Genomic DNA, 23,852 nt, shown 5'->3' on the forward strand with positions numbered 1-23,852 from the left:
GCCCACATGGCCCCGCCGCTCGGCGACATCGCCCACCTCGGGCACGTCGAACTGCTCACCCCGGACCTGGACGCCAGTCTGAGGTTCTTCACCGACTACCTCGGCCTGACGGTCAACGGACAGAACGGTGACTCGTACTACCTGCGCACCTGGGACGACTACGAGCACCACAGTCTGATCCTCACCGCGCACGAGACCGCGGGCATGCGCCGCACCGCGCTGCGCGCCTCCAGCGAGGAGGCCCTGCAACGGCGGGTCAAGGAGCTGGAGAGCGCGGGCCACGAGGGCCGCTGGACCGAGGACGAGCCGGGCATCGGCCCGATGTACGTCACCACCGACCCCGACGGCCACGAGATCGCCCTGTACTGGGAGTCCGAGTGGTACCAGGCCCCGGACGAGCTCAAGCCGGGCCTGAAGAACCAGCCCCAGGCCAAGCCGGGCCACGGCGTGGGCGTGCGTCGCCTGGACCACGTCAATTACCTCGCCGCCGATGTCGCCGCCAACGCCGACTTCCACCAGCAGGTCCTCGGCGCCCGCCCGACCGAGCAGATCCGGCTCGACGACGGCAGGATCGCCGCGAAGTGGCTGACGTTCACGAACAAGTCGTACGACGTCGTCTACACCGAGGACTGGACGGGCTCGCGCGGCCGACTGCACCACATCGCGTTCGCGACCGACACCCGCGAGGACATCCTGCGCGCCGCGGACCTCGCCATCGACACCGGCGTGTTCATCGAGACCGGGCCGCACAAGCACGCCATCCAGCAGACGTTCTTCCTGTACGTCTACGAGCCGGGCGGCAACCGCATCGAGCTCTGCAACCCGCTCACGCGGCTGGTGCTGGCCCCCGACTGGCCGCTGATCACCTGGACCAAGGAAGAGCGGGCCAAGGGGCAGGCCTGGGGTCTGAAGACCATCGAGTCGTTCCACACGCACGGCACACCGCCCGTCGGCTGACGACGGCCGGGACGGTCTCACAGGGCGAGAACAAGCCACTGAAAATGGGCGGGGCGGCACACTGCTGTGTGCCGCCCGTACCCTTTTACCTGCGCATTCCTCTGCATCCTGGTCCCTGGTGGCCGTGTCTTGATTGTTGCTGAGATTGTTAACAAAACCGTTGACACTCGGGTTGATGAATCCTTAGCGTCTCTCCCACCAACTCGGGTCAGCCGCATGAGCCGCGACGACCCTCCCGTACTCCCTCCAGGGACACGCCTCCCGGACGAGAGGAAACAACGATGTCTCCCTCCACCGCTCTGCCTGCCCGCGGCGGGGCCAGACTGGCCTTGCTGGTTGTCGGCCTGTGCTGGCTGGTCGTTCTGTTCGACGGCCTCGACATGTTCATCTACGGCTCCGTGCTGCCGCACATGCTGGAGACGAAGGCGCTTGGCATCGACCCCTCCAAGGCCGGCGACGTCGGCTCCTACGCCACGTTCGGCATGCTGATCGGTGCCCTGTCCTCCGGCACCGTCAGCGACTGGGTGGGCCGCAAGAAGACGATCATCGTCTCCACCGCCGTCTTCTCCCTGGCCTCCGCGCTCTGCGCCTCCGCCAACAGCCTCGACACCTTCAGCCTCGGCCGCTTCCTGGCCGGCCTCGGCCTCGGCGGCCTGCTGCCGAGCGCGATCACCCTGGTCACCGAGTACGCCCCGCGCGGTCGCGGCGCCCTGGTCGTCGGCTCCCTGATGACCGCCCACCAGACCGGCGGAATCGTCGCCGCCTTCGTGGCGAAGTGGACCGGCGACTGGCGCACCTCCTTCTGGATCTGCGTGATCCCGCTCTTCATCGGCGTCCCGCTGGCGGCCAAGTACCTGCCCGAGTCGATGGCCTTCCTCCAGGCCAAGGGACGCGACCAGGACGCCCTGGCACTCGCCGACCGCTACGGCGTGGACCTGGCCGCCAAGGACAAGGCCCGCCAGGCCGCCGGTGAGCGCTGGAGCGCCCTCGCCGCCCTGTTCCGCGGTCGCCTGTGGGTCCAGACCCTGTTCTTCTGGCTCGCCTCCTTCGGCGGACTCCTGCTGGTCTACGGCGTCTCCCAGTGGCTGCCGACGATGATGCGCGCCGCCGGCTACGACCTCGGCTCCTCGCTCAACTTCGTCATCGTCATCAACCTCGGCGGCATCGTCGGCATGCTGATCGGCGGCAGGCTCACCGACAAGTTCGGCGGCTCGCGCATCGCCGCCATCTGGTTCGGCGCCACCGCGATCGGCGTCTACCTGCTCAGCGTCCACATGCCGCTGGCCCTCACCTACATAGTCGTCTTCCTGACCGGCCTGTTCCTCTTCAGCGCCCAGGCGATGATCTACGCGACGGTGGCCGCCCGCGCCGACGCCGAGAACCGGGCCACCGCGGTCGGCTGGGTCTCGGGCATGGGTCGCTTCGGTGCCGTCTTCGGCCCGTGGCTGGGCGGTCAGCTGCTCGCCACCGGCTCGAACTCCGCGGGCTTCGTCGCCTTCGCCATCGCGGGCGTCTTCTCGCTGGTGTTCGTCAGCCTGACCGGCCTGCGCAGCGTCCGGTCGACGCCGAACGCCGAGGTGCCGAAGCAGCTGGCCACCACCGGCTGACCGAGGGGACGGGAGACACGCGCCTGGGCCGGACCCGAAGAGGGTCCGGCCCAGGCGCGTTCGCGTCACGAGGGTGCCGACGAGGGCCGCGCATGCGGAGAAGTGTCCAGAAGTAACGCTCTGTACGCCGCCGAGGAGGCGATGTCCATGTGGTGTTGGGTACCAAGAACGTTTCCCCATTGCCCTGGCCGCCGCAGGATGCTGGAGTGATCCCATGGATCACGTTGCGGTACTTGCCCTGTTCGACCGGGATATGCGAGAGGGGGCACGCCCCGACGCCCCGGGTGCCCGGATCGAGCACGTCGGCAAGGTGGTGCGTCAGGTCGGCACCGAGCGCGGCTGGAGCGGGGTGACCTGGTCGGACCTGGACGAGGCGAGCGCGGACGAGGCGATCGCCGAACAGATCCGGTACTTCACCGGCCTTGGCCGAGAGTTCGAATGGAAGCTCTACGGGCACGACCAGCCCGAGGATCTCGGGCAGCGGCTGCGGGACGCCGGGTTCACCGCCCAGCCCGAGGAGACACTCATGATCGCCGAGCTGGGCGATCTCGTGCTCGACGCCGAGCCGCCCGAGGGCGTACACCTGCTGCCCGTCACCGACCGGGCAGGCGTCGACCTCGTGGCCGACGTGCACGAGCAGGCTTTCGGTACGGACGGCACCCGGCTGCGCCACCAACTGCTCGCCCAGTTGACCGGCGACGAGGACACGGTCGTCGCGGTGGTGGCCCTCGCCGGTGACGTCCCGGTCAGCGCGGCCCGTATGGAACTCCTGCCCGGCGCCCGGTTCGCCGGCCTCTGGGGCGGCGGCACCGTCGAGGCCTGGCGCGGCCGTGGCATCTACCGAGCCCTCGTCGCCCACCGCGCCCGCGTCGCCGCCGACCGCGGCTACCGCTACGTCCAGGTCGACGCCTCCAGCCAGAGCCGCCCCGTCCTCACCCGCCTGGGCTTCCAGCCGCTGACCACGACGACACCGTACGTGTACACACCGGCCGGGACCGGGCCCGCGTAGCCCTCACAGGTCGAGCTGGTACTCCACCGCCTTGTGCGTGGGCAGATAGCCGAGCTCGTCATTGATGCGGAGCATGGGCGCGTTGCTGTCCGCGGTGTCGGTGAGCAGGCCGCCGAGTTCGGGATGACGGAGGCGGGCGAGACGGATCGACTCCGCCTTCATCCAGAGCCCCAGGCCGTGGCCGCGGTGCTCGGGCAGCACGCCGGTGCCGTAGTGCTGGCCGTCACCGTGGCCGTCGCCCGGCACGACCAGCTCGGAGAACCCGGCGATCGAGCCGTCCGAGCGGTCCACGGCGGCGACCGTGTGGAGCAACTCCCCGCGCTTCGCGATGACTTCGGCCACTGACAGGACCCGGTCCACGTCCCAGACGACCGTCCCGTAGTCGGTTCCCTCCATCGGCATGTCGTCCATGGCCCGCCGGGAGTCGGCGAAGGTCTGCGCCAGCTCGGCCGGTACGGCGCCGTCCCAGTGCGTCAACTCGTAGCCCGGGTGCGGGCGTTGGGTGACCTCGGTGATCCGGGCGCGATCCACGTCGGCGAGCGGCAGCCTCGCGTACGTCAGCGCCAGCACCCGGCGGAAGCCGCCCGCGGTCAGGAACAGGTCGCCGGGGGAGGCGTCCTCGGCCTGCGCGAGGAGCGACCGCCGGTCCTCGTTCCGCGCCGCGTCGACGGCGGCTTCGAGGAGGAGACCGCCCAGTCCTTGCCGCCGCTCGCCCGGATGGACGGCGATCTCGAGCTCGGCGAGATGCTCCTGCCCTTCCTTGGTGAACAGCCGCAGGAAGGCGGAGCCCAGCGGGACTCCGTCGGCGTCGGAGGCCAGCCACGCCAGGCGGCGGCTCGACGGGGTGGTCTCGGGATCGGTCAGCGGTGTGACGCGTATTGGCAAGGTCTCTCCGTGGCGACAGGGCGGGTGTGGTGAAGCCCGCAGAACCTAGCCGCCACGGCGTGTGACCTGCAAGAGATTTAGGGCCTGACCGGCGGATCAGGCCGGTGGACAGACCCTGGGCGGCGGCGCGAGGACCCGCGCCGCCCCGCCCGTCAGCGGCGAGACCGCGTCCGCCCCGACCGTCCACTGCGCGACCGGTCGAGCGCCGCCACGCCTACCGCCGCCAGGCCGATCTGGATGAGCCACTCGATCCAGTCGATGCCGTTGGTGTCGGACACGTCGAGCGCGCCGGCGATCGCTGCGCCGACCAGCGCGGCCACGATGCCGACGACGATCGTCAGCAGGATGCCGATGCGCTGGCGTCCCGGGACGACGAGCCTGCCCAGTACGCCAATGATGATGCCGATGATGATGGCACTGATGATGCCTGAGATCTCCATCTCCGCCCCTCTTTGTCGGTTCCCTAGTAGTTATCCGTGTGCCCCCAGAAGGCGGAGGCAGTCCGCTCCGCTGCGTGCGACTGCGGACCGCGATCCGGAGACCTCCTGTCCGGTGCCGCGTTCGTCATGTACCGTTCAAGAATCTGTCGCCCGGAAGACGGCCAACTCCCGTTCTACGCGCGCAGACTTGGCGCCCGCACCGCCTCTTCCACCCCTCACGGAGGTTTGCCGGATGCTCGGATTCAGAAGATCCCGCCACAGACTCACCACGGCGCTGGCCGCGTTCGGGCTGCTCCTCACCGGCGCCGCCGTCCAGGCGGCCACCGCCACCCCGGCCGCCGCGGCGACCCCGCACCGCATCCTGTTCGACAACTCCAAGGCCGAGACCGCAGGCAACGCCGACTGGATCATCGGCACCAGCCAGCCGGACCCGCTGGGCCAGGACTCCACGCCGTCGGCCGAGACCGACTGGACGGGAGCGATCTCCGCGTGGGGCGTCGCCCTGCAGAAGACCGGCAACTACTCGCTGAAGACGCTCCCTTCGGGCGGCACCATCACGTACGGCACCACGGCCGCGACGGACCTGCAGAACTTCGACACGTTCGTCCTGCCCGAGCCGAACGTCCTGCTGAGCACCGCCGAGAAGACCGCGGTCATGAAGTTCGTGCAGAACGGCGGCGGCCTCTTCCTCGTCTCCGACCACACCGGAGCCGACCGCAACAACGACGGCGAGGACGCGGTCGAGGTCATCAACGACCTGATGTCCAACAACAGCGTCGACAGCACCAACCCGTTCGGCTTCACCGTCGACACGCTCAACGTCGGCACCGAGAACCCGAGGGCCATCTCCAGCACGACCGACCCGGTCCTGAACGGCTCCTTCGGCAAGGTCACCGGCAGCATCATCCGCAGCGGCACGACGGCCACGCTGAGCCCCACCGCCAACTCCGCGGTCAAGGGCCTGCTCTACCGCAGCGGTTACTCCGGCAACACCGGAGCCTTCTTCGCCACCAGCACCTTCGGCAGCGGCCGGGTCGCGTTCTGGGGCGACAGCTCGCCCATCGACGACGGCACCGGCCAGTCGGGCAACACCCTGTACGACGGCTGGAACGACACCGCCGGCACGAACGCCGCCCTCGCCCTGAACGCCACCGAGTGGCTGGCGGGAACCAGCGACAGCGGCGGAGGCGGTGGCGGCACCTGCACCGCCGCGCAGCTGCTCGCCAACCCCGGTTTCGAGTCCGGCAGTTCGTCCTGGACGGCCACCAGCGGAGTGATCACCACCGACACCGGCCAGGCCGCCCGCACCGGCTCCTACAAGGCCTGGCTGAACGGCTACGGCGCGGCCCACACCGACACGCTCTCCCAGTCGGTGACCATCCCCTCCGGCTGCGCGGCCACCCTGAGCTTCTATCTCCATGTGGACACGGCCGAGACGACCACCAGCACGGCGTACGACACCCTCAAGGCCCAGGTTCTCAACAGCAGCGGCACGGTCCTGGCGACCCTGGCCACGTACTCGAACCTGAACGCCGCGACGGGGTACACCCAGCGCACTTTCGATCTCGCCGGTTACGCCGGGCAGACGGTCACCGTCAAGTTCACCGGTATCGAAGGCTCCACGCTCCAGACGTCGTTCGTCATCGACGACACAGCCCTGAACGTGAGCTGACCGAAGGCGTGATGGGCGGGCCCCGAATCAGGGCCCGCCCGCTTCACCCGGTGCGAAGCCACCCGGTGGCGGCCACGACCTGATGCGCGATGTCCATCACCGTGCGGTCGTCGGTCGCCACCCGCACGGTGTCCGCGGGCACCCGCTCGTCCAGCAGCCGCGCCTTGTAGGCACTGTTCGCCATCTCGCGCTCCAGCTCGGAACCGAGCTCCCGCCCCTTGAGCCGCCGGGCCGTGGTGTCGTCGGTGGCGGTCAGCAGCACGCGGAAGATCCGTACGTCGCTTCCCATCGCCCGCTCGAACAGGCTCGCCGACTCTTCCAGCACGCTCACGGTGTTGGTGTAGACGAGACGCCGGTAACCGAGTTCGGCGAAGTTCCCCCACACCGCCCGGAGATTCCGCTCGGTGATCCCGGCGCGGTGCGGGTCGCCGTCCGGCGCCGGATGCACGTACCCCATGAAGTCGCCCTCGATCACGGCGTGGGCGACCTCCGCGTCCCTCAGCCGTGCTGAGACCTCCCAGCCCACCGTGGACTTGCCGACGCCCGCGCGCCCGCCGATGAGCAGTACCTCCGGTTGGTCCATGCAAGAAGCGTGCCAGCCCGGGGCGGGCCGGGCGATCGATATGCGTCCGGTCGCGTACGCCTCTCCCGTGGGCGCCGCTTGACATGCAGGTAATTGCCTGCATAACTTTGAGTGTGCGATCAGAAAGCGACCCAGGGATGGACCAGGTCTTCAAGGCGCTGGCCGACGAGACGCGCAGGCAGCTCCTTGACCGGCTGCATGAGCACAACGGCCAGACGCTGGGCGACCTCTGCGAGCACATCGACATGAGACGGCAGTCGGTGACGCAGCATCTGGCGGTCCTGGAGGCCGCCAACCTGGTGAGCACGGTGCGGCGGGGGCGGGAGAAGCTGCACTACCTCAATCCGGTGCCGCTCCACGAGATCCAGGAGCGGTGGATCGACAAGTTCGAGCGCCCGCGGCTGCGCGCGCTCAGCGCGATCAAGCGACGAGCCGAGGAAGCCATGACCGACAAGCCGACCTTCGTGTACGTCACCTACATCCGGAGCACGCCTGAGAAGGTCTGGGACGCGCTCACCGACGCGGAGCTGACCGCCACGTACTGGGGGCACAGCAACGTCTCCGACTGGCAGCCCGGCTCCCGCTGGGAACACCGGCGCACCGACGGCTCCGGCATCGCCGACGTGGTGGGCACCGTCGTGGAGAGCGACCGTCCGACCCGCCTCGTGGCCACCTGGGCCGCGCCCGAGGACGAGGGCCAGGAGGACAAGTACTCCCGGGTCACCTACGACATCCAGCCGCACGCCGACATCGTCCGGTTGACCGTGACCCACGAGGACCTGACCGACGAGGGCGCCCTGAACGACGTGAGCTCCGGTTGGCCCGCGGTGCTGTCCAACCTGAAGTCCCTGCTCGAGACCGGCAGCCCGCTGCCGCAGGAGCCGTGGCTCGTGCCGAACGGCTGACGGGGGAGGGGGAGCCGTGCGGCATGAGAAGGCCGGCCCGCTCAGCGCGGGCCGGCCTCACGTCGGCTTCCTTCCGTTACCTACTTACTGCCGCTTGCCTCCGGCTACGCCCGAGGTGTGCTCTTCGTCGCCGTGACCGCGCACATCGCCCCCAGCACCACGGCCAGTGCGCCGATGATGATGCTGTTGAGTACGACTCCGGTGTCCGGGCTGGTGCCGACAATCCACGGCGAGATGATCATCCACGTACCCATCGCGCAGATGGCCCAGCTCAGGCCGTACATCCTCTCCGGCGTGATGGTGAATCCGAGGGCCAGCAGGGCTATCGCGATACCCATGATCAGGTTGTGCGTCACGAGCGCGGGCTGGCTTGTCGTGTAGTGGAGTATCCACGGGGACACGGCGCAGTACAGACCGAGCAGGAACACCGGCCCGTCCACGAGCGCCACGTCGCGGCCGCCGACCATGCGGGCATACCGGTCCCGCATTTCGTTTACGTCGGGGTGGCTGCTTATGTCACCTCTGGGGTGCGAGACGTTGGCCATGACTCGTCTCCTTCGAGCTCTTTCGATCTCTGCGGCCCCGCCGCCTCTGGTGCGGTATGCGGCAGGTGCCACGTACGTCTCATTGTGCGCTTATTTCTTCTTTATGTGTAGCGGGAGGTGCGTCAGGTGCCGGAGACGAGTAGGTAGTCGAGGTTGAAGCCACCGGTTTCGCAGTAGACGGTGACCGTCTGTTCTCCGGCCCGGAGGTCGACCGGTACGTGCACCGACTGGTAGGTCCCCCAGCCACCCGTGGCCGGCACCGAGGCCGTTGCCAGCGTGGTGCCGTTGTCGTCGCGGAGCGACACGGCGTTCGTCGCGGTGGTGTCCGTGCCGTTGGCAACACGCAGCTCAAGATCGTAGGAGCCTGCCTGCGGCACATCGACGCGGTACGTGAGCCAGTTGCCGGCGGCTGTCCAGCCCACGTTCTTGCCGCCACTGGCGGCGGCGTTGCTCTCGATGAAGTTGCTGCCGTCCGCGGGCCAACCCTGCTGGGTGGTGTAGCCCTCGGCCTCGATCCTCTCGCCCACAGGAGTCGCGTGCGGCTGCACGGTGAGATGGACGGTCACCTGGTCGTGCGCCCTGCCGTCGGTGGCGTAGAAGGTCAGGTCCTGCTCGCCGGCGGCGGTCGGACGGATCGTGACCAGGCCGGTCGCAGGGTCGAGGGTGACGCCGCCCGGCAGTTCGGTGGCGTAGTAGGCCAGCCGGTCCCGGTCCCGGTCGGTGGCCTTCAACTGCAGGCTCACGGTGCTGTATTGGTCGGCGACGACATCGGCGGCCTGCTCGAAGACCGGGGCGTGGTTGCGGGAACCCGTCGCCACCTTGCCCTTCCACCGGTAGGTGGCGAAGGAGCCCGCCGGAACGGTCACCACGAACGTCTGGCCGGCGACGACGACCCGGACCTCGCTGTCGGTGCCGGCGCTGTTGCCGAGGACCGCGGTGAAGGTCCCGTTCCCAGAGCGGTAGACCACGTTGCTGACACCGTGTTCCGCGGCGCTGGACTCGAGGCGCACGTCACCGGGGGAGAGATATTTGGAGAACTGCCCGATCGTGTACAGCTCGTCGCGAACGGTGAAGTCCTTCGTGAGCGTGTTCACCTTCACCAGCCGGTCCGGCCACTTGGTGGTGGCCGCGACCTCGTCCCAGTCGATGTCGTTGTCGCGGGAGGGCGTCCAGTGCAGTGTCCCGCCGTCCTGGTCCGTGGCCTGGGCCCACAGGATGTAGGAACCGGCGTCGAGGCGGAAGTCGTTGAGGACGGTCGAGGGCGACAGATCGCTCGTCTCCGTGAGGTGGACCGGCTTTCCCGTCTCCTCATAGGCGTCGCGCATGACGCTCGGGTCGCCCCAATAGGGGTGGAAGGCGATGGCGTCCGTCGCGTTGCGGACCTGCTCGCCCGTCACTGAGCCGTCCGGGGCGTCCTCGAAGATGCGGTAGTAGTTCTTGGTCGCCGTGCTGCCCGGATCACGCCAGTCCCAGAAGTTGAAGTCGTGCACGTACAACTCGGTGCTCAGCCGCGCCTTCTTGAACTCCCGCTTGATCGCCAGGGTCAGCTTCTGCTGCTGCTCGACACTGATGTCCATGGCCGGGTAGACGACGTCCATGCCCGGCTCGTTCAGCAGGGTCAGCGCGTCGACGCGGATGCCCTTCTTGGCGTACGCCTGGACGAACTTGACGTAGTACCGCGCGAACACGTCGATGCAGTCGTCGCGCAACTTGCCGGCCTGGTAGTAGTCCGTGGTGCTCCCGGGCTTGAGCGCGACCTCGCCGGTGAACTGGTTGTTCGTCTTCATCCACGCCGGTGCGCTCCACGCCGATGCGAAGAAGGTGGCCTTGGGGTTGTAGCGCTGGATGAGCTTGATCGTGTCGATGATGTGCAGGTCGATGTCCCGCTGGATGGAGAAGTACTTCAGACCGAAGTCCTCGGTGACACCGGCGGGCAGGTCGTCCTCCGACCAGAACGGGAGGTGCTCGATGAGATCGGGGCTGCCGATGGTCAACCGGAACCGGTCCAGGCCCGCGCCGGTCCTGGGGTCGACAAGGAGCCGGATGGCCTCCTCGCGCTTGGCGGGGGTGAGCTTCCACAGGTTGGACACGCTGGTCTCGTCCAGGGAGAAGCCGATACCCGTGTATTCCTGCCGGGCCGCACTGGGGTCGACGACCACCGTGGCATCGACGGAGCCGCCGGAATCAGTGCCCGTCCGGACACTCGGCAGCGGCTGCCATGCCTGCGCACCGCCGGTCGAGTAGGTGCCGGTCACGACCTGGCCGTTCTTGGCCGTCCCGTCGGCGGCCCGTTCCGCATGCGCGGCCGGACCCGTGCCGGCCAATGTGGACAGTGTCGTGACAGCGATGGCCGCGATCGCGGTGAGAGTACGTCTCACAGCTGCTCCTGGGCTCGGGGGATGAGGGGGTTGGCGCTGCGCTGAACGGGCGGCTCAAGAGGGAGCGGTGCGATGTCGGATACGTCCCGATGACCTGGCACGCCGGCCGACAGAGGGGTGTACGTATGCGTCCTGACGTGACGACAGCCACCACGGCAACTCCCTCCCGCCCCACCGATGCGGCAGATCCAAGCAATATCCTTGGTGTTAAGTCAAGGCTTGAAAAAAGTCGTCTTGGTAAAGCGGGCACCGGTGCAACGGAGTTGCGACAGGCGGAGGCGGAGTTGCGGGAGCCGAGTGCGGACGAGTTGCTGGCGCGCTTGCCCGAGTGGGTATGGGGAACGCCGTACGTCGGCAGGCGCTTTCCCGGCTCCCGGGCTGTCGCTGAGAAGCCGGGCCTCGCCGAGGGCGCCAACTGTCAGCTCTTCGCCTATGAAGTGCTCCGGCACTGGGCCATCGACGTCCCCGCCTGGCGGTCGAGCGACCTGTGGGACGACACCGAACTCACCGAACGGGTCGCGCACGCCCGGCCGTTGGACCTGGTGCTCTTCAACGCCACCGACGACGCCTGGGGCGCGCACGTCGGCGTGGTCGTGGGGGAGGGCCGGGTGCTGCACCTCAGTGCAGAGGCCGGCCGTCCCGTCGTGTGGGGCATGGCGGATTTCGCCACCCGCGACCGGTATCGCACGCTCATCGGCTTCAAGCGGGTCCTGCGGCGAGTGTGAGCCGCCCGCCCAGCTCGCGAGCTCTTCGCAGGAACGCCTCGTGAAGGTCGTCGGCCGCGCGGGGTACGGAGTCCGCCCTGCGGCGCTGCAGCATCAGCACCACCTGCGTGGAATCGTCGTCGAGCGGGCGATAGGTGATCGCGCCGCGCCGCTCCAACGGGTCGCCGATCACGCTGAAGTCGGGCAGGACCGTAGCGCCAAGGCCTTCGGCGACCATCAGCTTGCCCATCTCGGCGCCGTCGGTCGAGTACGAGAAGGACGGGGCGTGGCCCTCCAGGAGCCGGTGGACGTAGCGGTGCATGACGTATCCGGTGCGCATGGCGATCAGTGGCTCGCGCTCGTCGAGGAGGTCGGACGCCGAGACCGTGTCCAGCGAGGCGAGGGGGCTGTCCGGGCGTACGCACAACACCGGGCGTCCGCGCAGCAGTTCGGTGGTCTCGAAGTCGGCGGGCAGGTCGTCGCCGTCGAGATGATTCACCAGACCGAGGTCGAAGCCGCCCTCCGACAGCGCCCGGTGGATGTCCGACTGCTGGGCGCCGACCACCTCCACCTGCGTCAGCGGATGCGTCGCGCGGAACTCGCGGACCGTGGGGATGAGCAACGGCACGGTCGCCGCGTTCACCGTGCCGACGCGGACCATGCGGCTGATGCGGTGCTGCTCACCGGCCGCGCCCCGCAGCCGGTCCACCGCGTCCAGCACGTTGATGATGTGCGGCAGCAGATCCCGCCCCTCGGCGCTCATCTTCGCGCCGGTCCGCTTGCGCTCCAGCAGGTCGACGCCGAGTTCGCGCTCCAGATTCCGTACGGTCTCGCTGAGCGCGGGCTGCGAGAGGTGGAGTTCCTCGGCGGCCCGGCGCAACGAGCCGAGCCGGGTGACCGCCGCGATGTATTCCAGCTGCTCTATTCGCACCGCAGCAGAATGCGGTCGCCCGACTGCCGTGTTCAAGGGTTTCCCTGTCACACCTTCGTGAAATTCGCCGGTCCGGGATGCGAGACCGATCGGCTGTTCCTTGACGGTCCGGACGGGGGGCTGCGACGATCGACGGCATGAAGATGCGACTGGACCTCACGCGGCGACGCCATGTCGACCTCGCGCGTGTCTCCAGCTCCTTCTGTTGTCGCGAAGCCTGACGATCCCGACGGTAGGGTCCCCTTCGCACGGACCAGCCCGCCCACCGGTGAAATCTCCCGCACGGCGCCGCTCTGTGCTTTCCGGCACCCGCCGTACCCCTTTCACCGCCCGCATTCCCATGGAAAAGCCGGGCCTGCAATTCGTCATGCCTTCGTATCGAACAGCGGGAGTTCTCCGTGCCCGAAACAGAATCCGCACCTGACACCCCCACAGACAACGCGACCGAACCCGTCCGATTCGCCTACTGGGTGCCCGACGTCAGCGGTGGCCTGGTGACCAGCAGAATCGAGCAACGCACCGACTGGGGTTATGAGTACAACCACGAGGAGGTCGAGTGCTTCGGCCGCCGGGTGCTGCCCCTCGTGCGCGAACTGGAGGCCCAACTGCCCCGGTCCGACGCCGAGTCCGTGGCTGTCCACGCCTGACCACCACCTTCTCCCGCTGCGCAGAAAGAGGGCCCATGGCCACCGTCCTGTCCGTCTCCGGCAGCCCCTCCGTCTCCTCCCGCACCGCCAAACTCCTGCGCCACCTGGACACCCGGCTGGCCGCCCAGGGGCACGAGGTGATCCCGCTCGACGTCCGCACCATCCCGGCCGAGGCCCTGCTCGGCGCAGACTTCAAGCACCCCGCCATCGTCGAGGCGACCGAACTCTTCGCCCGCGCCGACGGCGTGGTCATCGGCACGCCCGTCTACAAGGCCGCCTACTCGGGCGTCCTCAAAGCGCTGCTCGACCTGCTCCCGCAGTACGCGCTCACCGGGAAGACCGTGCTGCCGCTGGTCACCGGAGGCAGCACCGCGCATGTCCTCGCCCTCGACTACGCGCTCCGCCCGGTACTCAACTCCATGGGCGCGGCGCACATAGTCCAGGGCTGGTTCACCCTCGACAAGGACATCACCACGGGGGAGGACGGCAGCATCACCGTCGCGCCGGGCACCGCCGAGGCCCTGGCGCAGGTGGTCGACCAGTTCTCGGCCGCGCTCGGCCGCTCACCCCTGCTGGCCGCGGCGGTCTGACACCGTGACCGCGAAAGTGATCGGCGACGACGTCGAGGCCCTGGCCGTCGCCGCCGCGCTTGCCGACGAGTTCCGCTCCGGTGCCCCGGCGCGGGACGCCGAACGCAGGCTCCCTCGCGCGGAGTTGGAGCGGCTCTCGGCCTCCGGACTGCTCGCCGTCACCGTGCCCGCCGAGCACGGCGGCGCGGACGTACGCCAGGAGACCCTCGCGGAGATCTTCCGGCTGCTGGCCTCGGCCGACGCCAGCATCGCCCAGATCCCGCAGAACCACTTCGTCTACGTGAACGTGATACGCCGTCAGGGCACCTGGCGACAGCGGGAGTTCTTCTTCGGCGAGGTGCTGGCCGGTCGCCGCTTCGGCAACGCCCAGTCAGAGGCCGGCACCAAGCACGGCCAGGACATCCGCACCCGACTGGAACCCCGGCCGGACGGCTCGTACGTGCTCACCGGCGTCAAGCACTACTCCACCGGCGCGCTCTTCGCCGACTGGATCCCCGTCCTCGCCCGGGCCGAGGACGACAACCTGCATGTCGCGTACGTCCCACGGGACGCGAGCGGAGTCACGGTCGTCGACGACTGGGACGGCATGGGGCAGCGTACGACGGCCAGCGGCACCGTCCGTCTCGACGCCGTGTCCGTCCCCGCCGACCGGGTCGTCCCGCACCACCTCACCTTCCAGGGGCCGCAACTCCACGGCGCCGTAGCACAGTTGCTGCATGCCGCCATCGACGCCGGGATCGCCGCGGGCGCACTCGCCGAGGCCGTCGAGTTCGTCCGCACCATGAGCCGGCCCTGGTTCGAGAGTGGCGTCGACACCGCGGCCGAGGACCCGCTGCTCATCCAGCGCCTCGGTGAACTCGCCATCCAGGTGAGGGCGTCGGAGGCGCTGCTCGGCGCGGCGGCCCGTGCCGTCGACGCGGCCCGCGAAGACCTCACCGAGGATTCGGCCGCCGAGGCGTCGATCGCGGTGGCCGCAGCGAAGGTGCACACCGCCGCCACCGCCGTGGAAGTGGCAGGCGCGCTCTTCGAGGTGTCCGGCACCCGCTCGGCCCTCAACTCCCTCAATCTGCACCGGCATTGGCGCGACGCCCGGACCCACACCCTGCACGACCCGGCCCGCTGGAAGATCCAGCACATCGGCCGCTACGTACTCAACGGCACGAAGCCGCCCCGGCACGGCCTGCTCTGAAACGGAGACCCACGTGTCCCTCACCTTCCACTGGTTCCTGCCCACCAACGGCGACAGCCGCCACGTCGTCGGCGGTGGCCACGGCACCCCGGCGACCGTCTCGGGACGGGACCGGCCGCCGACGGTCGCCTATCTGAGCCAGATCGCCCGCGCCGCCGAGGACCTGGGTTTCGTCGGCGCGCTCACGCCCACCGGTGCCTGGTGCGAGGACGCCTGGCTGACCACCGCGATGGTCAGCCAGAACACCGAACGGCTCAAGTTCCTGGTCGCCTTCCGGCCCGGCTTCGTCTCGCCCACGCTCGCCGCGCAGATGGCGTCCACCTTCCAGCGCCAGACCGGCGGACGGCTGCTTCTCAATGTGGTCACCGGCGGCGAGAGCCACGAGCAGCGTGCCTACGGCGACTTCCTCGACAAGGACGCCCGATACCGCCGTACCGGCGAATTCCTCCAAATCGTCCGGGAGTTGTGGGACGGCAAGACCGTCGACCTCTCCGGTGAACACCTCCAGGTCGAGGACGCCAAGCTCGCCCGCGTGCCCGACCCGGTCCCCGAGATCTACTTCGGCGGTTCCTCACCCATCGCCGGTGAGATCGCCGCCCGCCACGTGGACGTCTACCTCACCTGGGGCGAGCCGCCCGCGCAGGTCGCCGAGAAGATCGCCTGGGTCCGCGGGCTCGCCGAGAAGGAGGGCCGGAGCGTCCGGTTCGGGATCCGGCTGCACGTCATCACCCGCGACACCTCCGAGCAGGCCTGGGCCGAGGCGCACAAGCTCCTCGACGGCTTCGACCCGGAGACCGTGAAGTCCGTACAGGCAGGGCTCGCGCGGAGCGAGTCCGAGGGCCAGCAGCGCATGCTCGCCCTGCACGGCGGCAGCCGCGACGGCCTGGAGATCCACCCCAACCTCTGGGCCGGTATCGGGCTGGTCCGCGGCGGCGCGGGCACCGCCCTGGTCGGCAGCCACGACGAGGTCGCCGAGCGGATCAAGGAGTACCACGCCCTCGGCATCGACGAGTTCGTGCTCTCCGGCTACCCGCACCTGGAGGAGGCGTACTGGTTCGGCGAGGGCGTCCTGCCACGTCTAGCCGCACAGGGTCTGTGGCAGCACCCCTTCGCGAAGCCGGCCGCTCCGTCGGCGCAGGTGCCCTTCACTAGGTGATTCGCCCGAGTGAGCCGAGGTGCGCCGTCCGTACCTCGGCCGTTTGCCCCTGCACCAGCAGGAACATCCCCTCGCGTGCCAGCCGCTGTGCCGGGCTGTCCAGGCCGATCGACCGCCCGCCACCGGCCACGACCGCCGCGGTCGTGGCCGCGCGCATGACGTCGTACGCCCGCGTCTTGACCGCCAGTCGCTCGTCGATGCGCTCGGTCGGCACCGGGTGGTCGGCCAGCTCGTACGCCTGCCGCCTGACCTCGTCCAGGCGGGTGCGTAGCGCATCCGCGGTCTCCTTCGCGGTGGGGTCGCCGTCAGCCGCGTCCAGCAGGTCGAGCGCGGACGCGGTGATGCCGAAGACGGCCGGTGAGGCGTTGGTGTTCTTCGGGCGGTCGGTGGCTGCCCAGGTCTCGTACGGGGTACGCAGGGCCACCGCGTCCTCGGGCAGCCACAGGCCGTCGAGCTCCAGAGAGACCGTCCGGGACGCGGTGAGCGCGGCGAGCCGCATCGGGGGCGAGGGACGCAGACCGGGCTGCTCCCGCGCCTCGGTGAACGCGAACAGCGCCTCGTCCGCCTCCGTGACTCCGGCCAGCAGCATCACGTCGTTGAGTCCCCAGCCCGTGTACCAGGGCACCGTCCCGTCGAAGCGCCAGCCTGCCCGCTCGCGCGTGACCCGGACCGGGACGCGCGGATGGGCACGCAACTGCGCGTAGGCCACCCCGGACAGCAGCTCACCCTGCGCCAAGGGTGCCAACAGCCGCTCCCTGATGGGGAGTTGAGCCTTGGTGAGAGTCTGTACCGGCGTATGGTGCTGGGTCTGCACGAACCACGTCGAGCAGCACGCCCCGGCCAGGACCTCCGCGGTCTCCCGGGCCACCGCGGCGGGCGCAGCCGACCCGCCGTACGCCACTGGCGCGCTCACTCCGAGCAGCCCCGACCCCTTGATCGCCTGGATGCTGCTCGCGGGCACGCCCTCCTGGTCCACGCGCTCCGCCTGGGGTGCCAGCACCTCGGCCGCGAGCCGGCGCGCCTCGGTGACGAGAGGGTGCGGTGCGGTGGTCATCGAAAAAATCTCCCGGTGTCGTGGTGTCCGGTGTCGATCCGGCCGTCTCCCGTTCGTGTAGGGAGTGAGAAGCGGTACACGACCGAGGAGGACATCTCATGAAGCACTATCTGTTGAGCGTGATGCAGCCGGTGGGCGAGCCTCCCGCGCCCGAGGTCCTGAAGGAGATCATGCACAACCTCGACGTCCTCCACGCGGAGCTGCGCGAGGCGGGCGCCTGGGTGTTCGCCGGGGGACTGCACGGCCCGGAGACGGCCACCGTGCTGCGGGCCCAGGACGGCGACGTGCTGATCACCGACGGCCCGTACACCGAGAGCAAGGAGCACCTGGGCGGGATCTGCCTGATCAAGGCACCCGACCTGGACGCGGCGCTCGAATGGGGCCGCAAGGCGACGATCGCGACCACGCTCCCCATCGAGGTGCGGCCCTTCATGGGCGAAGCCGAGGACTGATGACCCCGAACGCCGACATCGAGGCGGTCTTCCGCGCGGAGTACGGCCGCGCGGTCGCCGTCCTCGTCCGCTTCCTCGGCGGCATCGACCTCGCCGAGGAAGCGGTTCAGGACGCGTTCGCCACGGCCCTGCGGACATGGCCGGAGTCGGGCGTGCCCCCGAGCCCGGCCGGGTGGATCATCACCACCGCCCGCAACCGGGCCATCGACCGGCTGCGCCGCGAGTCCTCGCGCGAGGCCCGGCACGCCGAGGCGGCCCACCTGTACGCGCAGGACGAACCGGCCGAGGAGGGCCCCGTGCGCGACGACCGGCTCCGCCTGATCTTCACCTGCTGCCACCCGGCGCTCGCCACCCAGGCGCAGGTGGCCCTCACCCTGCGACTGCTCGGCGGTCTCACGACCCCACAGATCGCGCGCGCCTTCCTCGTACCCGAGCCCACCATGGCCCAGCGCCTCGTCAGGGCCAAGGCCAAGATCCGCGACGCCCGCATCCCGTACCGCATCCCGCGCGACGCCGACCTCCCGGACCGGGTGCGGGGAGTGCTGGCGGTCGTCTACCTCATCTTCAACGAGGGGTACGGCGGCCGGGCGGACCTCTGCGCCGAGGCCCTCCGCCTCGGCCGTCTCCTGGCCGAACTGATGCCGGACGAGCCCGAGGCCCTCGGCCTGCTCGCGCTGATGCTCCTCATCGAGGCCCGGCGGCCCGCTCGTACGACACCCGACGGCGAGCTGGTCCTCCTCTCCGACCAGGACCGCTCCCAGTGGGACCGGGCCCTGATCGCCGAGGGACAGTCCCTCGTACGCGCCTGCCTGCGGCGCAACCGGCCGGGCCCGTACCAGATCCAGGCCGCGATCAACGCCGTGCACAGCGATGCCCCGACCCCGGCCGCCACCGACTGGGGCCAGATCCTCCAGCTGTACGACCAGCTGGCCGCGCTCACCCCGAGTCCGGTGGTCGCCCTCAACCGGGCCGTGGCCGTGGCCGAGGTCGACGGGCCGAAGCCGGCGCTGGCCCTCGTCGACGCACTCGACCTGGACGGTTACCACGCCTTCCACGCCGTACGAGCGGACCTGCTGCGCCGACTCGGCCGTCACACCGAGGCCGTGCGGGCGTACGACGCGGCCATCGCGCTCACCGAGAACGCGGCGGAGCGCACGTACCTCGAACGCAGCCGGGCGGCGCTCGTACGAACCTGATGCCGTAAGCGCCGCCCGCACGGGCCCGAGCCCGCGAAACTCACACGCTGAGTGCCTCCCGCACCGACCGCTCCGCCTCCTGTCCCCCCTCGCCCGAGGACGTGACCCGCCCGGCCTCCAGGACGTAGTACCGCTGCGCCGCCCGCATCGCGAAGCCGACGTGCTGCTCGACCAGGAGGACGGACAGCCCGCCGCGTGCCGCGAGCGCGAGGATCGTCTCCTCGATCTCGGTCACCACGGAGGGCTGGATGCCCTCGGTGGGCTCGTCCAGGAGGAGGAGCCGAGGGTCCGTCACCAGGGCGCGGGCGATGGCGAGTTGCTGCCGCTGGCCGCCCGAGAGCAGCCCGGCTCGCCGGCCCGAGAGGGCCCGGAGCGCCGGGAAGAGGTCCAGTGCCTCGGCGATCGCCTCCTTGCCGCGCGAACGTCCGTCGGCGACCAACTGGAGGTTCTCCGCGGTCGTGAGGTGCGGGAAGGCCTGCTGCCCCTGCGGAACGTAGGCCATGCCTCGGGCCACCCGCTCATGGGGCTTGCGACGGGTGATGTCCTCGCCGTCGAGACGGACGGTGCCGCTCTGCGGGGTGAGCAGTCCCACGGCGGTTCGCAGGAGGGTGCTCTTTCCGGCGCCGTTGTGTCCAAGGACGGCAGCCACGCCGTTGTGCGGGACTTCGACGGAGACCCCGTGCAGGACGGAACTGCGGTGGTAGCCGACGCGTACGTTGTCGATCTCCAGCATCATGTCCGCTCACGCCTCCTGTACGGCGACGCCCGCGGCAGCCTCGCCCATCGGGGCCTCACCGGCCGGGGACTCGGTGGCCGGCGCCTCGGCCGCGTGCCCGAGATACACCTCCTGCACCTTCGGATCCGCCTGCACCTCGGCCACCGTCCCCTCGCTCAGTACCTTGCCCGCGTGCAGCACGCTGACGCTGCGGGCGAAGGAGCGCATGAAGTCCATGTCGTGCTCGATGACGACGACGGTCCGCTCCTGGCTGATCAGCTCCAACAGCTCGCCGGTGGCCTGCCGTTCGTCGTGGCTCATGCCCGCCACCGGTTCGTCGAGCAGCAGCAGCCGTACGTCCTGGACGAGCAGCATCCCTATCTCCAGCCACTGCTTCTGACCGTGGGCCAGGGTTCCCGCCGGGCTGTCGGCGAGTTCGGTGAGGCCCACCGTCTCCAGTGCGCGGGCGACGGGCTCAGGTACGCCCTTTCGGCGGCGCAGCATCGTCAGCACGCCCCGGCCCGCGCCCGCCGCGATGTCCAGGTTCTGAAGCACCGTCAACTCATCGAAGACAGTGGCAGTTTGGAAGGTCCGGCCGATCCCCGAGCGGGCGATCCTGTGCACGCTGCGTCCGAGGATGTCCTCGCCGCCGAAGCGCACCGATCCCTCCGCCTTCACCAGCCCGGTGACGGCGTCGACCAGCGTCGTCTTGCCCGCGCCGTTCGGCCCGATGAGGAAGCGCAGATCGCCCGGGCGCACGTCGAGGTCCACTCCGTCGACAGCGGTGAAACCGTCGAAGGACACGCGCAGTTGCCGTATCTCAAGACCTGAGAGCTCACTCATACCGCTTCTCCCACAGGAAGGACGGGCGCCTTCTCGTCGATCCCCTGCTCATCGGCCGGCCGGGAAGACCTGCGCCGCCGCCGTACGATCCCCACCAGCGACGCGAGTCCGCCCGGCAGGAACGCCAGGGCCACGATGAACAGCAGCCCCTGGAAGTAGGTCCAGGCCGCGGGGAACTCCTCCGAAAGCGCCGTCTTGGCCCAGGCGACACCGACCGCGCCGAGTACCGCGCCCACCAGACTCGCCCTGCCGCCCACCGCGGCGCCGATGACCAGCTCGATGGACGGCACGATCCCGATCAGCGCCGGGGAGATGATGCCGACCGCGGGCACGAACAGGGCGCCCGCGAGTCCGGCCATGCCCGCCGCCACGACGTACGCGACGAGCTTCACGTTCGCCGGGTTGTACCCGAGGAAGCGGACCCGCTCCTCGGAGTCCCGTACGGCGACGAGGAGTTCGCCGTACCGGCTGTGGATGAGCTGGCGGGCCAGCGCGATCAGGAGGAGCAGGACCGCGGCGATGATGAAGTACACCATCCGCTGGTTGACCGGGTCGTCGAGGTCGTAGCCGAAGAAGCCCTGGATGTCGGTGAGTCCGTTGGTGCCGCCGGTGGTGGCCTGCTGGCCGATCAGCCAGATGGCGAAGGCGGCGGCGAGGGCCTGGCTGAGGATCGCGAAGTACGCGCCCTTCACCCGGCGCCGGAAGATGAACGAACCGAGGATCGTCGCGACGGCCATCGGCAGCAGCACGGTCGCCGCGAGCGCGAAGAGCGGATTGGCGAACGGCTGCCACCACCAGGGGAGTTCGGTGGCCGTTCCGTACAACTGCATGAAGTCGGGGAGGTTGCCGGGCCCCGCGTCCGCGATCTTCAGGTGCATCGCCATGGCATAGCCGCCGAGCCCGAAGAAGACGCCCTGCCCGAGCGTCAGCAGTCCGCCGCGACCCCATGCCAGGCAGATGCCGACGGCGACGATCGCGGTGCACAGGTACTTGGCGAGCAGCCCGAGCCGGAAGTCGGACAGCGCGAGCGGGGCCACGGCGAAGAGCACGACGGCGCCCACGGCGAAGCCGGCCGCGGGGCGCAGGGCCGCGAACCGCCCCTTGATGCCGGCGGGTGGGGTGGTGGTCATACGAGACTCCTCGTACGCAGCGTGTACAGCCCCTGGGGCCGCCACTGGAGGAACGCGACGATGGCCACGAGGACCAGCACCTTCGCGACGCTGACGGTGGTGGAGTACTCCAGGACGGACTGCAGCACGCCCAGCACGAAGGCGACGATCACGGTGCCCTTGAGCTGTCCGATGCCGCCGACCACGATCACCAGGAAGGCGTCGATGATCACGTTGGTGCCCATCGTGGGACCGATCGGACCGACCAGTGTCAGCGCCACACCGGCCACTCCGGCGAGCCCGGATCCGATGAAGAACGCGGTGCGGTCGACGCGGCCGGTGGAGATGCCGGACACCTCGGCCAGGTCCCGGTTCTGCACGACGGCACGGATCCGGCGGCCGAGCGGGGTGAGCCGCAGCGTCAGCGCCAGCGCGACGACCGCCGCCAGCGCCAGCCCCAGAATGAACAGGCGGCTGTTGGCGAAGGTGAGCGGGTCGTCGCCACCGATGACGGTGATGTTCCCGGTAAGGACATCGGGCGCGCGGGTCTGCACATTGGGTGCGCCGAAGATATCGCGGGCGAGTTGCTGGAGCATCAGTGAGACGCCCCATGTGACGAGAAGTGTGTCGAGTGGCCGGAGGTAAAGGCGGCGAATCAGCAGCCATTCAAGGAGGGCGCCGAGTGCCCCCGACACGAGAAAGGCGACGGGCAGCGCGACGAGGAGCGAAATTCCTGCGCTGGAAATGGACTTCTGGAGGACGTAGGTGGTGTAGGCGCCGGCCATGATGAACTCGCCGTGGGCCATGTTGATGACATTCATCTGGCCGAAGGTGAGCGAGAGGCCGAGCGCGATGAGCAGCAGAACGGCACCGATGCTGATGCCGGTGAACATCTGCCCGAGGATCACGGTCATGCGGCGACTCCGGGGAGGCGGGACGCGGGGGCCTCTTCGCGAAGGGCCCCCGCGCGCGGGTGATCAGGAGAGGCCGGCGGCCCAGTCGTAACCCTTGAGGTAGGGGTCCGGCTTGATCGGCTTGCCGGAGTCCCAGACCTGCTCGATCAGCCCGTCGTCACCGATCTTGCCGATACGGGCGGTCTTGTAGATGTGCTGGCTTGCGCCGTCGACCGTGACCTTGCCCTCGGGTGCGTCGAAGGTGATGCCGTCCGAGGCCGCCTTGACCTTCTCGGGGTCGAACGACTTGGCCTTCTCGACCATGGCCTTCCACAGATAGACCGAGGTGTACGCGGCCTCCATCGGGTCACTGGTCGGCTTGTCCTGGCCGTACTTGTCCTTGTACGCCTTCACGAACTTGGTGTTCGCGGCGCCCGGAGTGGTCTGGTAGTAGTTCCAGGCCGTCAACTGGCCCGCCAGGTACTGCGCTCCGATCGACTTGACCTCTTCCTCGGCGATCGACACCGAGACCACCGGCATGCCCTTGGCGGTCAGGCCCGCGGACTTGTACTCCTTGAAGAAGGCCACGTTCGAGTCGCCGTTGAGGGTGTTGAAGACCGCGTCCGCCTTCGACGCCTTCACCTTGTTGGCGATCGTGCTGAACTCCGTGGAGCCCAGCGGCGCGTAGTCCTCGCCGAGCACCGTCATGCCGTTGGCCTTCGCGTACGCCTTGATCTCCTTGTTGGCGGTGCGCGGGAAGACGTAGTCGCTGCCGACCAGGTAGATCTTCTTCTTGCCCTGGCTCTTGAGGTAGTCGAGCGCCGGGATGATCTGCTGGTTGGTGGTCGCGCCCGTGTAGAAGATGTACGGGGACTCCTCAAGTCCCTCGTACTGCACGGGGTAGAACAGCAGCGACTTGTTCTTCTCGAAGACCGGCTTGACGGCCTTGCGGCTCGCGGAGGTCCAGCAGCCGAAGGTGGCCGCGACCCGGTCCTCCGAGATCAGCTTCTGCGCCTTCTCGGCGAACGTCGGCCAGTCGGAGGCGCCGTCCTCGCTGATCGGCTTGATCTGCTTGCCGAGGACTCCGCCCGAGGCGTTGATCTCGTCGATCGCCAGCTTCAGCGAGTCGCGTACGGTCACCTCGCTGATCGCCATCGTGCCGGACAGCGAGTTGAGCAGTCCGACCTTGACGGTGTCACCGCTCACGTCGGCCTGGGCGGCCTTGTCGGACGTACCGCCCGCGTCGGTCTTCGCGCCGCACGCGGAGAGCGCGACGACGGCCGCGAGTGCGGCGGCGCCGGCCACCACCCGGCGTCGGAGAATATTGGAACCGCTGAAACTGCCGGAACCGCTGGAACCGCTGGACAAAAGAACCCCCTCGGGCTGTGGAGG

At 69.2% G+C, this 23,852-nt stretch carries 24 protein-coding genes and 1 pseudogene; 13 read left to right on the top strand and 12 right to left on the bottom strand.

Annotated features, from left to right (window positions below; all coding sequences use genetic code 11):
- Nucleotides 1-6: 6 nt before the first annotated feature.
- The 3 genes from OG266_RS43675 to OG266_RS43685 all read left to right on the top strand — a co-directional run bounded on the left by OG266_RS43675 (nucleotide 7) and on the right by OG266_RS43685 (nucleotide 3,573).
- Nucleotides 7-957, top strand: a complete 951-nt coding sequence (locus OG266_RS43675; RefSeq protein WP_329549545.1) for a catechol 2,3-dioxygenase — start codon at nucleotides 7-9, stop codon at nucleotides 955-957.
- A 281-nt stretch (nucleotides 958-1,238) separates the two neighbouring features.
- On the top strand, nucleotides 1,239-2,564 hold the full coding sequence (locus OG266_RS43680) for an MFS transporter (protein WP_371552400.1): 1,326 nt from the start codon (nucleotides 1,239-1,241) through the stop codon (nucleotides 2,562-2,564).
- A gap of 214 nt (nucleotides 2,565-2,778) precedes the next feature.
- Entirely contained in the window at nucleotides 2,779-3,573 is a 795-nt protein-coding gene (locus tag OG266_RS43685) for a GNAT family N-acetyltransferase (RefSeq protein WP_266470442.1), read from the top strand.
- 3 nt (nucleotides 3,574-3,576) lie between these two features.
- On the opposite strand, the gene OG266_RS43690 is transcribed toward OG266_RS43685, so the two are convergent.
- Together OG266_RS43690 and OG266_RS43695 are read right to left on the bottom strand one after the other, a co-directional pair.
- Nucleotides 3,577-4,458: a GNAT family N-acetyltransferase gene (locus OG266_RS43690; RefSeq protein ID WP_371552403.1), complete on the bottom strand. Its 882-nt coding sequence runs from the start codon at nucleotides 4,456-4,458 to the stop codon at nucleotides 3,577-3,579.
- Between the two features lie 152 nt (nucleotides 4,459-4,610).
- Nucleotides 4,611-4,898 (bottom strand): GlsB/YeaQ/YmgE family stress response membrane protein, encoded by a 288-nt coding sequence (locus OG266_RS43695; protein ID WP_266470449.1) that lies wholly within the window; start codon nucleotides 4,896-4,898, stop codon nucleotides 4,611-4,613.
- A gap of 232 nt (nucleotides 4,899-5,130) precedes the next feature.
- Here OG266_RS43695 and OG266_RS43700 point away from each other — a divergent pair, with 232 nt between their 5' ends.
- Nucleotides 5,131-6,570 (top strand): hydrolase, encoded by a 1,440-nt coding sequence (locus tag OG266_RS43700; protein WP_371552405.1) that lies wholly within the window; start codon nucleotides 5,131-5,133, stop codon nucleotides 6,568-6,570.
- Nucleotides 6,571-6,613: 43 nt separating this feature from the next.
- On the opposite strand, the gene OG266_RS43705 is transcribed toward OG266_RS43700, so the two are convergent.
- Entirely contained in the window at nucleotides 6,614-7,153 is a 540-nt protein-coding gene (locus OG266_RS43705; protein WP_371552407.1) for a hypothetical protein, read from the bottom strand.
- 137 nt (nucleotides 7,154-7,290) lie between these two features.
- Here OG266_RS43705 and OG266_RS43710 point away from each other — a divergent pair, with 137 nt between their 5' ends.
- Nucleotides 7,291-8,058, top strand: coding sequence for an ArsR/SmtB family transcription factor (locus OG266_RS43710; protein ID WP_371552408.1), 768 nt, complete (start codon nucleotides 7,291-7,293; stop codon nucleotides 8,056-8,058).
- Between the two features lie 104 nt (nucleotides 8,059-8,162).
- On the opposite strand, the gene OG266_RS43715 is transcribed toward OG266_RS43710, so the two are convergent.
- Nucleotides 8,163-8,603 carry an SPW repeat protein gene (locus tag OG266_RS43715; protein ID WP_266470457.1) on the bottom strand — a complete coding sequence of 147 codons (441 nt, stop codon included), beginning with the start codon at nucleotides 8,601-8,603 and terminating at the stop codon, nucleotides 8,163-8,165.
- A gap of 122 nt (nucleotides 8,604-8,725) precedes the next feature.
- Complete coding sequence (locus tag OG266_RS43720; RefSeq protein ID WP_371552410.1) at nucleotides 8,726-10,981, bottom strand: carbohydrate-binding protein; 2,256 nt, start codon at nucleotides 10,979-10,981, stop codon at nucleotides 8,726-8,728.
- Nucleotides 10,982-11,244: 263 nt separating this feature from the next.
- Between OG266_RS43720 and OG266_RS43725 the strand changes: the two genes are divergently transcribed.
- Nucleotides 11,245-11,706, top strand: a complete 462-nt coding sequence (locus tag OG266_RS43725) for a hydrolase (protein WP_371552412.1) — start codon at nucleotides 11,245-11,247, stop codon at nucleotides 11,704-11,706.
- Here the strand turns inward: OG266_RS43725 and OG266_RS43730 are convergent.
- Nucleotides 11,681-12,616 carry a LysR family transcriptional regulator gene (locus OG266_RS43730; protein ID WP_371552414.1) on the bottom strand — a complete coding sequence of 312 codons (936 nt, stop codon included), beginning with the start codon at nucleotides 12,614-12,616 and terminating at the stop codon, nucleotides 11,681-11,683. The two genes, OG266_RS43725 and OG266_RS43730, sit on opposite strands and share 26 nt — an antisense overlap.
- 143 nt (nucleotides 12,617-12,759) lie before the next feature.
- On the opposite strand from OG266_RS43730, the gene OG266_RS43735 reads away from it, so the two are divergent.
- From OG266_RS43735 to OG266_RS43755, 5 genes and pseudogenes are all read left to right on the top strand, one after another.
- Nucleotides 12,760-12,837 carry a putative leader peptide gene (locus OG266_RS43735; protein ID WP_356242872.1) on the top strand — a complete coding sequence of 26 codons (78 nt, stop codon included), beginning with the start codon at nucleotides 12,760-12,762 and terminating at the stop codon, nucleotides 12,835-12,837.
- Between the two features lie 177 nt (nucleotides 12,838-13,014).
- Nucleotides 13,015-13,164 (top strand): annotated as a pseudogene (locus OG266_RS43740) (dimethyl sulfone monooxygenase SfnG); the annotation flags it as partial.
- 134 nt (nucleotides 13,165-13,298) lie between these two features.
- Nucleotides 13,299-13,853 (top strand): NADPH-dependent FMN reductase, encoded by a 555-nt coding sequence (gene ssuE / locus OG266_RS43745; protein WP_266470464.1) that lies wholly within the window; start codon nucleotides 13,299-13,301, stop codon nucleotides 13,851-13,853.
- Between the two features lie 4 nt (nucleotides 13,854-13,857).
- Entirely contained in the window at nucleotides 13,858-15,042 is a 1,185-nt protein-coding gene (locus OG266_RS43750; protein WP_371552417.1) for an SfnB family sulfur acquisition oxidoreductase, read from the top strand.
- A gap of 13 nt (nucleotides 15,043-15,055) precedes the next feature.
- Complete coding sequence (locus OG266_RS43755) at nucleotides 15,056-16,198, top strand: LLM class flavin-dependent oxidoreductase (protein WP_371552419.1); 1,143 nt, start codon at nucleotides 15,056-15,058, stop codon at nucleotides 16,196-16,198.
- Here OG266_RS43755 and OG266_RS43760 read toward each other — a convergent pair.
- Nucleotides 16,191-17,252: an acyl-CoA dehydrogenase family protein gene (locus OG266_RS43760; protein WP_371552421.1), complete on the bottom strand. Its 1,062-nt coding sequence runs from the start codon at nucleotides 17,250-17,252 to the stop codon at nucleotides 16,191-16,193. The two genes, OG266_RS43755 and OG266_RS43760, sit on opposite strands and share 8 nt — an antisense overlap.
- A 98-nt stretch (nucleotides 17,253-17,350) precedes the next feature.
- On the opposite strand from OG266_RS43760, the gene OG266_RS43765 reads away from it, so the two are divergent.
- The gene (locus tag OG266_RS43765; protein WP_266470476.1) at nucleotides 17,351-17,704 is read left to right on the top strand and encodes a YciI family protein; all 354 of its coding nucleotides are present in this window, start codon (nucleotides 17,351-17,353) and stop codon (nucleotides 17,702-17,704) included.
- Nucleotides 17,704-18,900, top strand: a complete 1,197-nt coding sequence (locus tag OG266_RS43770) for an RNA polymerase sigma factor (RefSeq protein ID WP_371552424.1) — start codon at nucleotides 17,704-17,706, stop codon at nucleotides 18,898-18,900. The genes OG266_RS43765 and OG266_RS43770 overlap by 1 nt, the downstream gene beginning before the upstream one ends.
- Nucleotides 18,901-18,940: 40 nt before the next feature.
- Here OG266_RS43770 and urtE read toward each other — a convergent pair whose 3' ends face one another.
- The 5 genes from urtE to urtA form a co-directional block, all read right to left on the bottom strand.
- A complete protein-coding gene (urtE, locus tag OG266_RS43775) occupies nucleotides 18,941-19,633 on the bottom strand; it encodes an urea ABC transporter ATP-binding subunit UrtE (RefSeq protein ID WP_266471030.1) in 693 nt (230 codons plus the stop codon).
- A gap of 9 nt (nucleotides 19,634-19,642) precedes the next feature.
- Complete coding sequence (gene urtD / locus OG266_RS43780; RefSeq protein ID WP_371552425.1) at nucleotides 19,643-20,458, bottom strand: urea ABC transporter ATP-binding protein UrtD; 816 nt, start codon at nucleotides 20,456-20,458, stop codon at nucleotides 19,643-19,645.
- A complete protein-coding gene (gene urtC, locus OG266_RS43785; protein ID WP_371552427.1) occupies nucleotides 20,455-21,588 on the bottom strand; it encodes an urea ABC transporter permease subunit UrtC in 1,134 nt (377 codons plus the stop codon). Before urtC ends, urtD begins: the two co-directional genes overlap by 4 nt.
- Nucleotides 21,585-22,481 (bottom strand): urea ABC transporter permease subunit UrtB, encoded by an 897-nt coding sequence (gene urtB / locus OG266_RS43790; RefSeq protein ID WP_326725335.1) that lies wholly within the window; start codon nucleotides 22,479-22,481, stop codon nucleotides 21,585-21,587. Before urtB ends, urtC begins: the two co-directional genes overlap by 4 nt.
- 63 nt (nucleotides 22,482-22,544) lie before the next feature.
- Nucleotides 22,545-23,768, bottom strand: a complete 1,224-nt coding sequence (gene urtA, locus OG266_RS43795; protein ID WP_266470490.1) for an urea ABC transporter substrate-binding protein — start codon at nucleotides 23,766-23,768, stop codon at nucleotides 22,545-22,547.
- Nucleotides 23,769-23,852 lie beyond the last annotated feature (84 nt).

Source organism: Streptomyces sp. NBC_00554 (assembly GCF_041431135.1).
GTDB lineage: Bacteria > Actinomycetota > Actinomycetes > Streptomycetales > Streptomycetaceae > Streptomyces.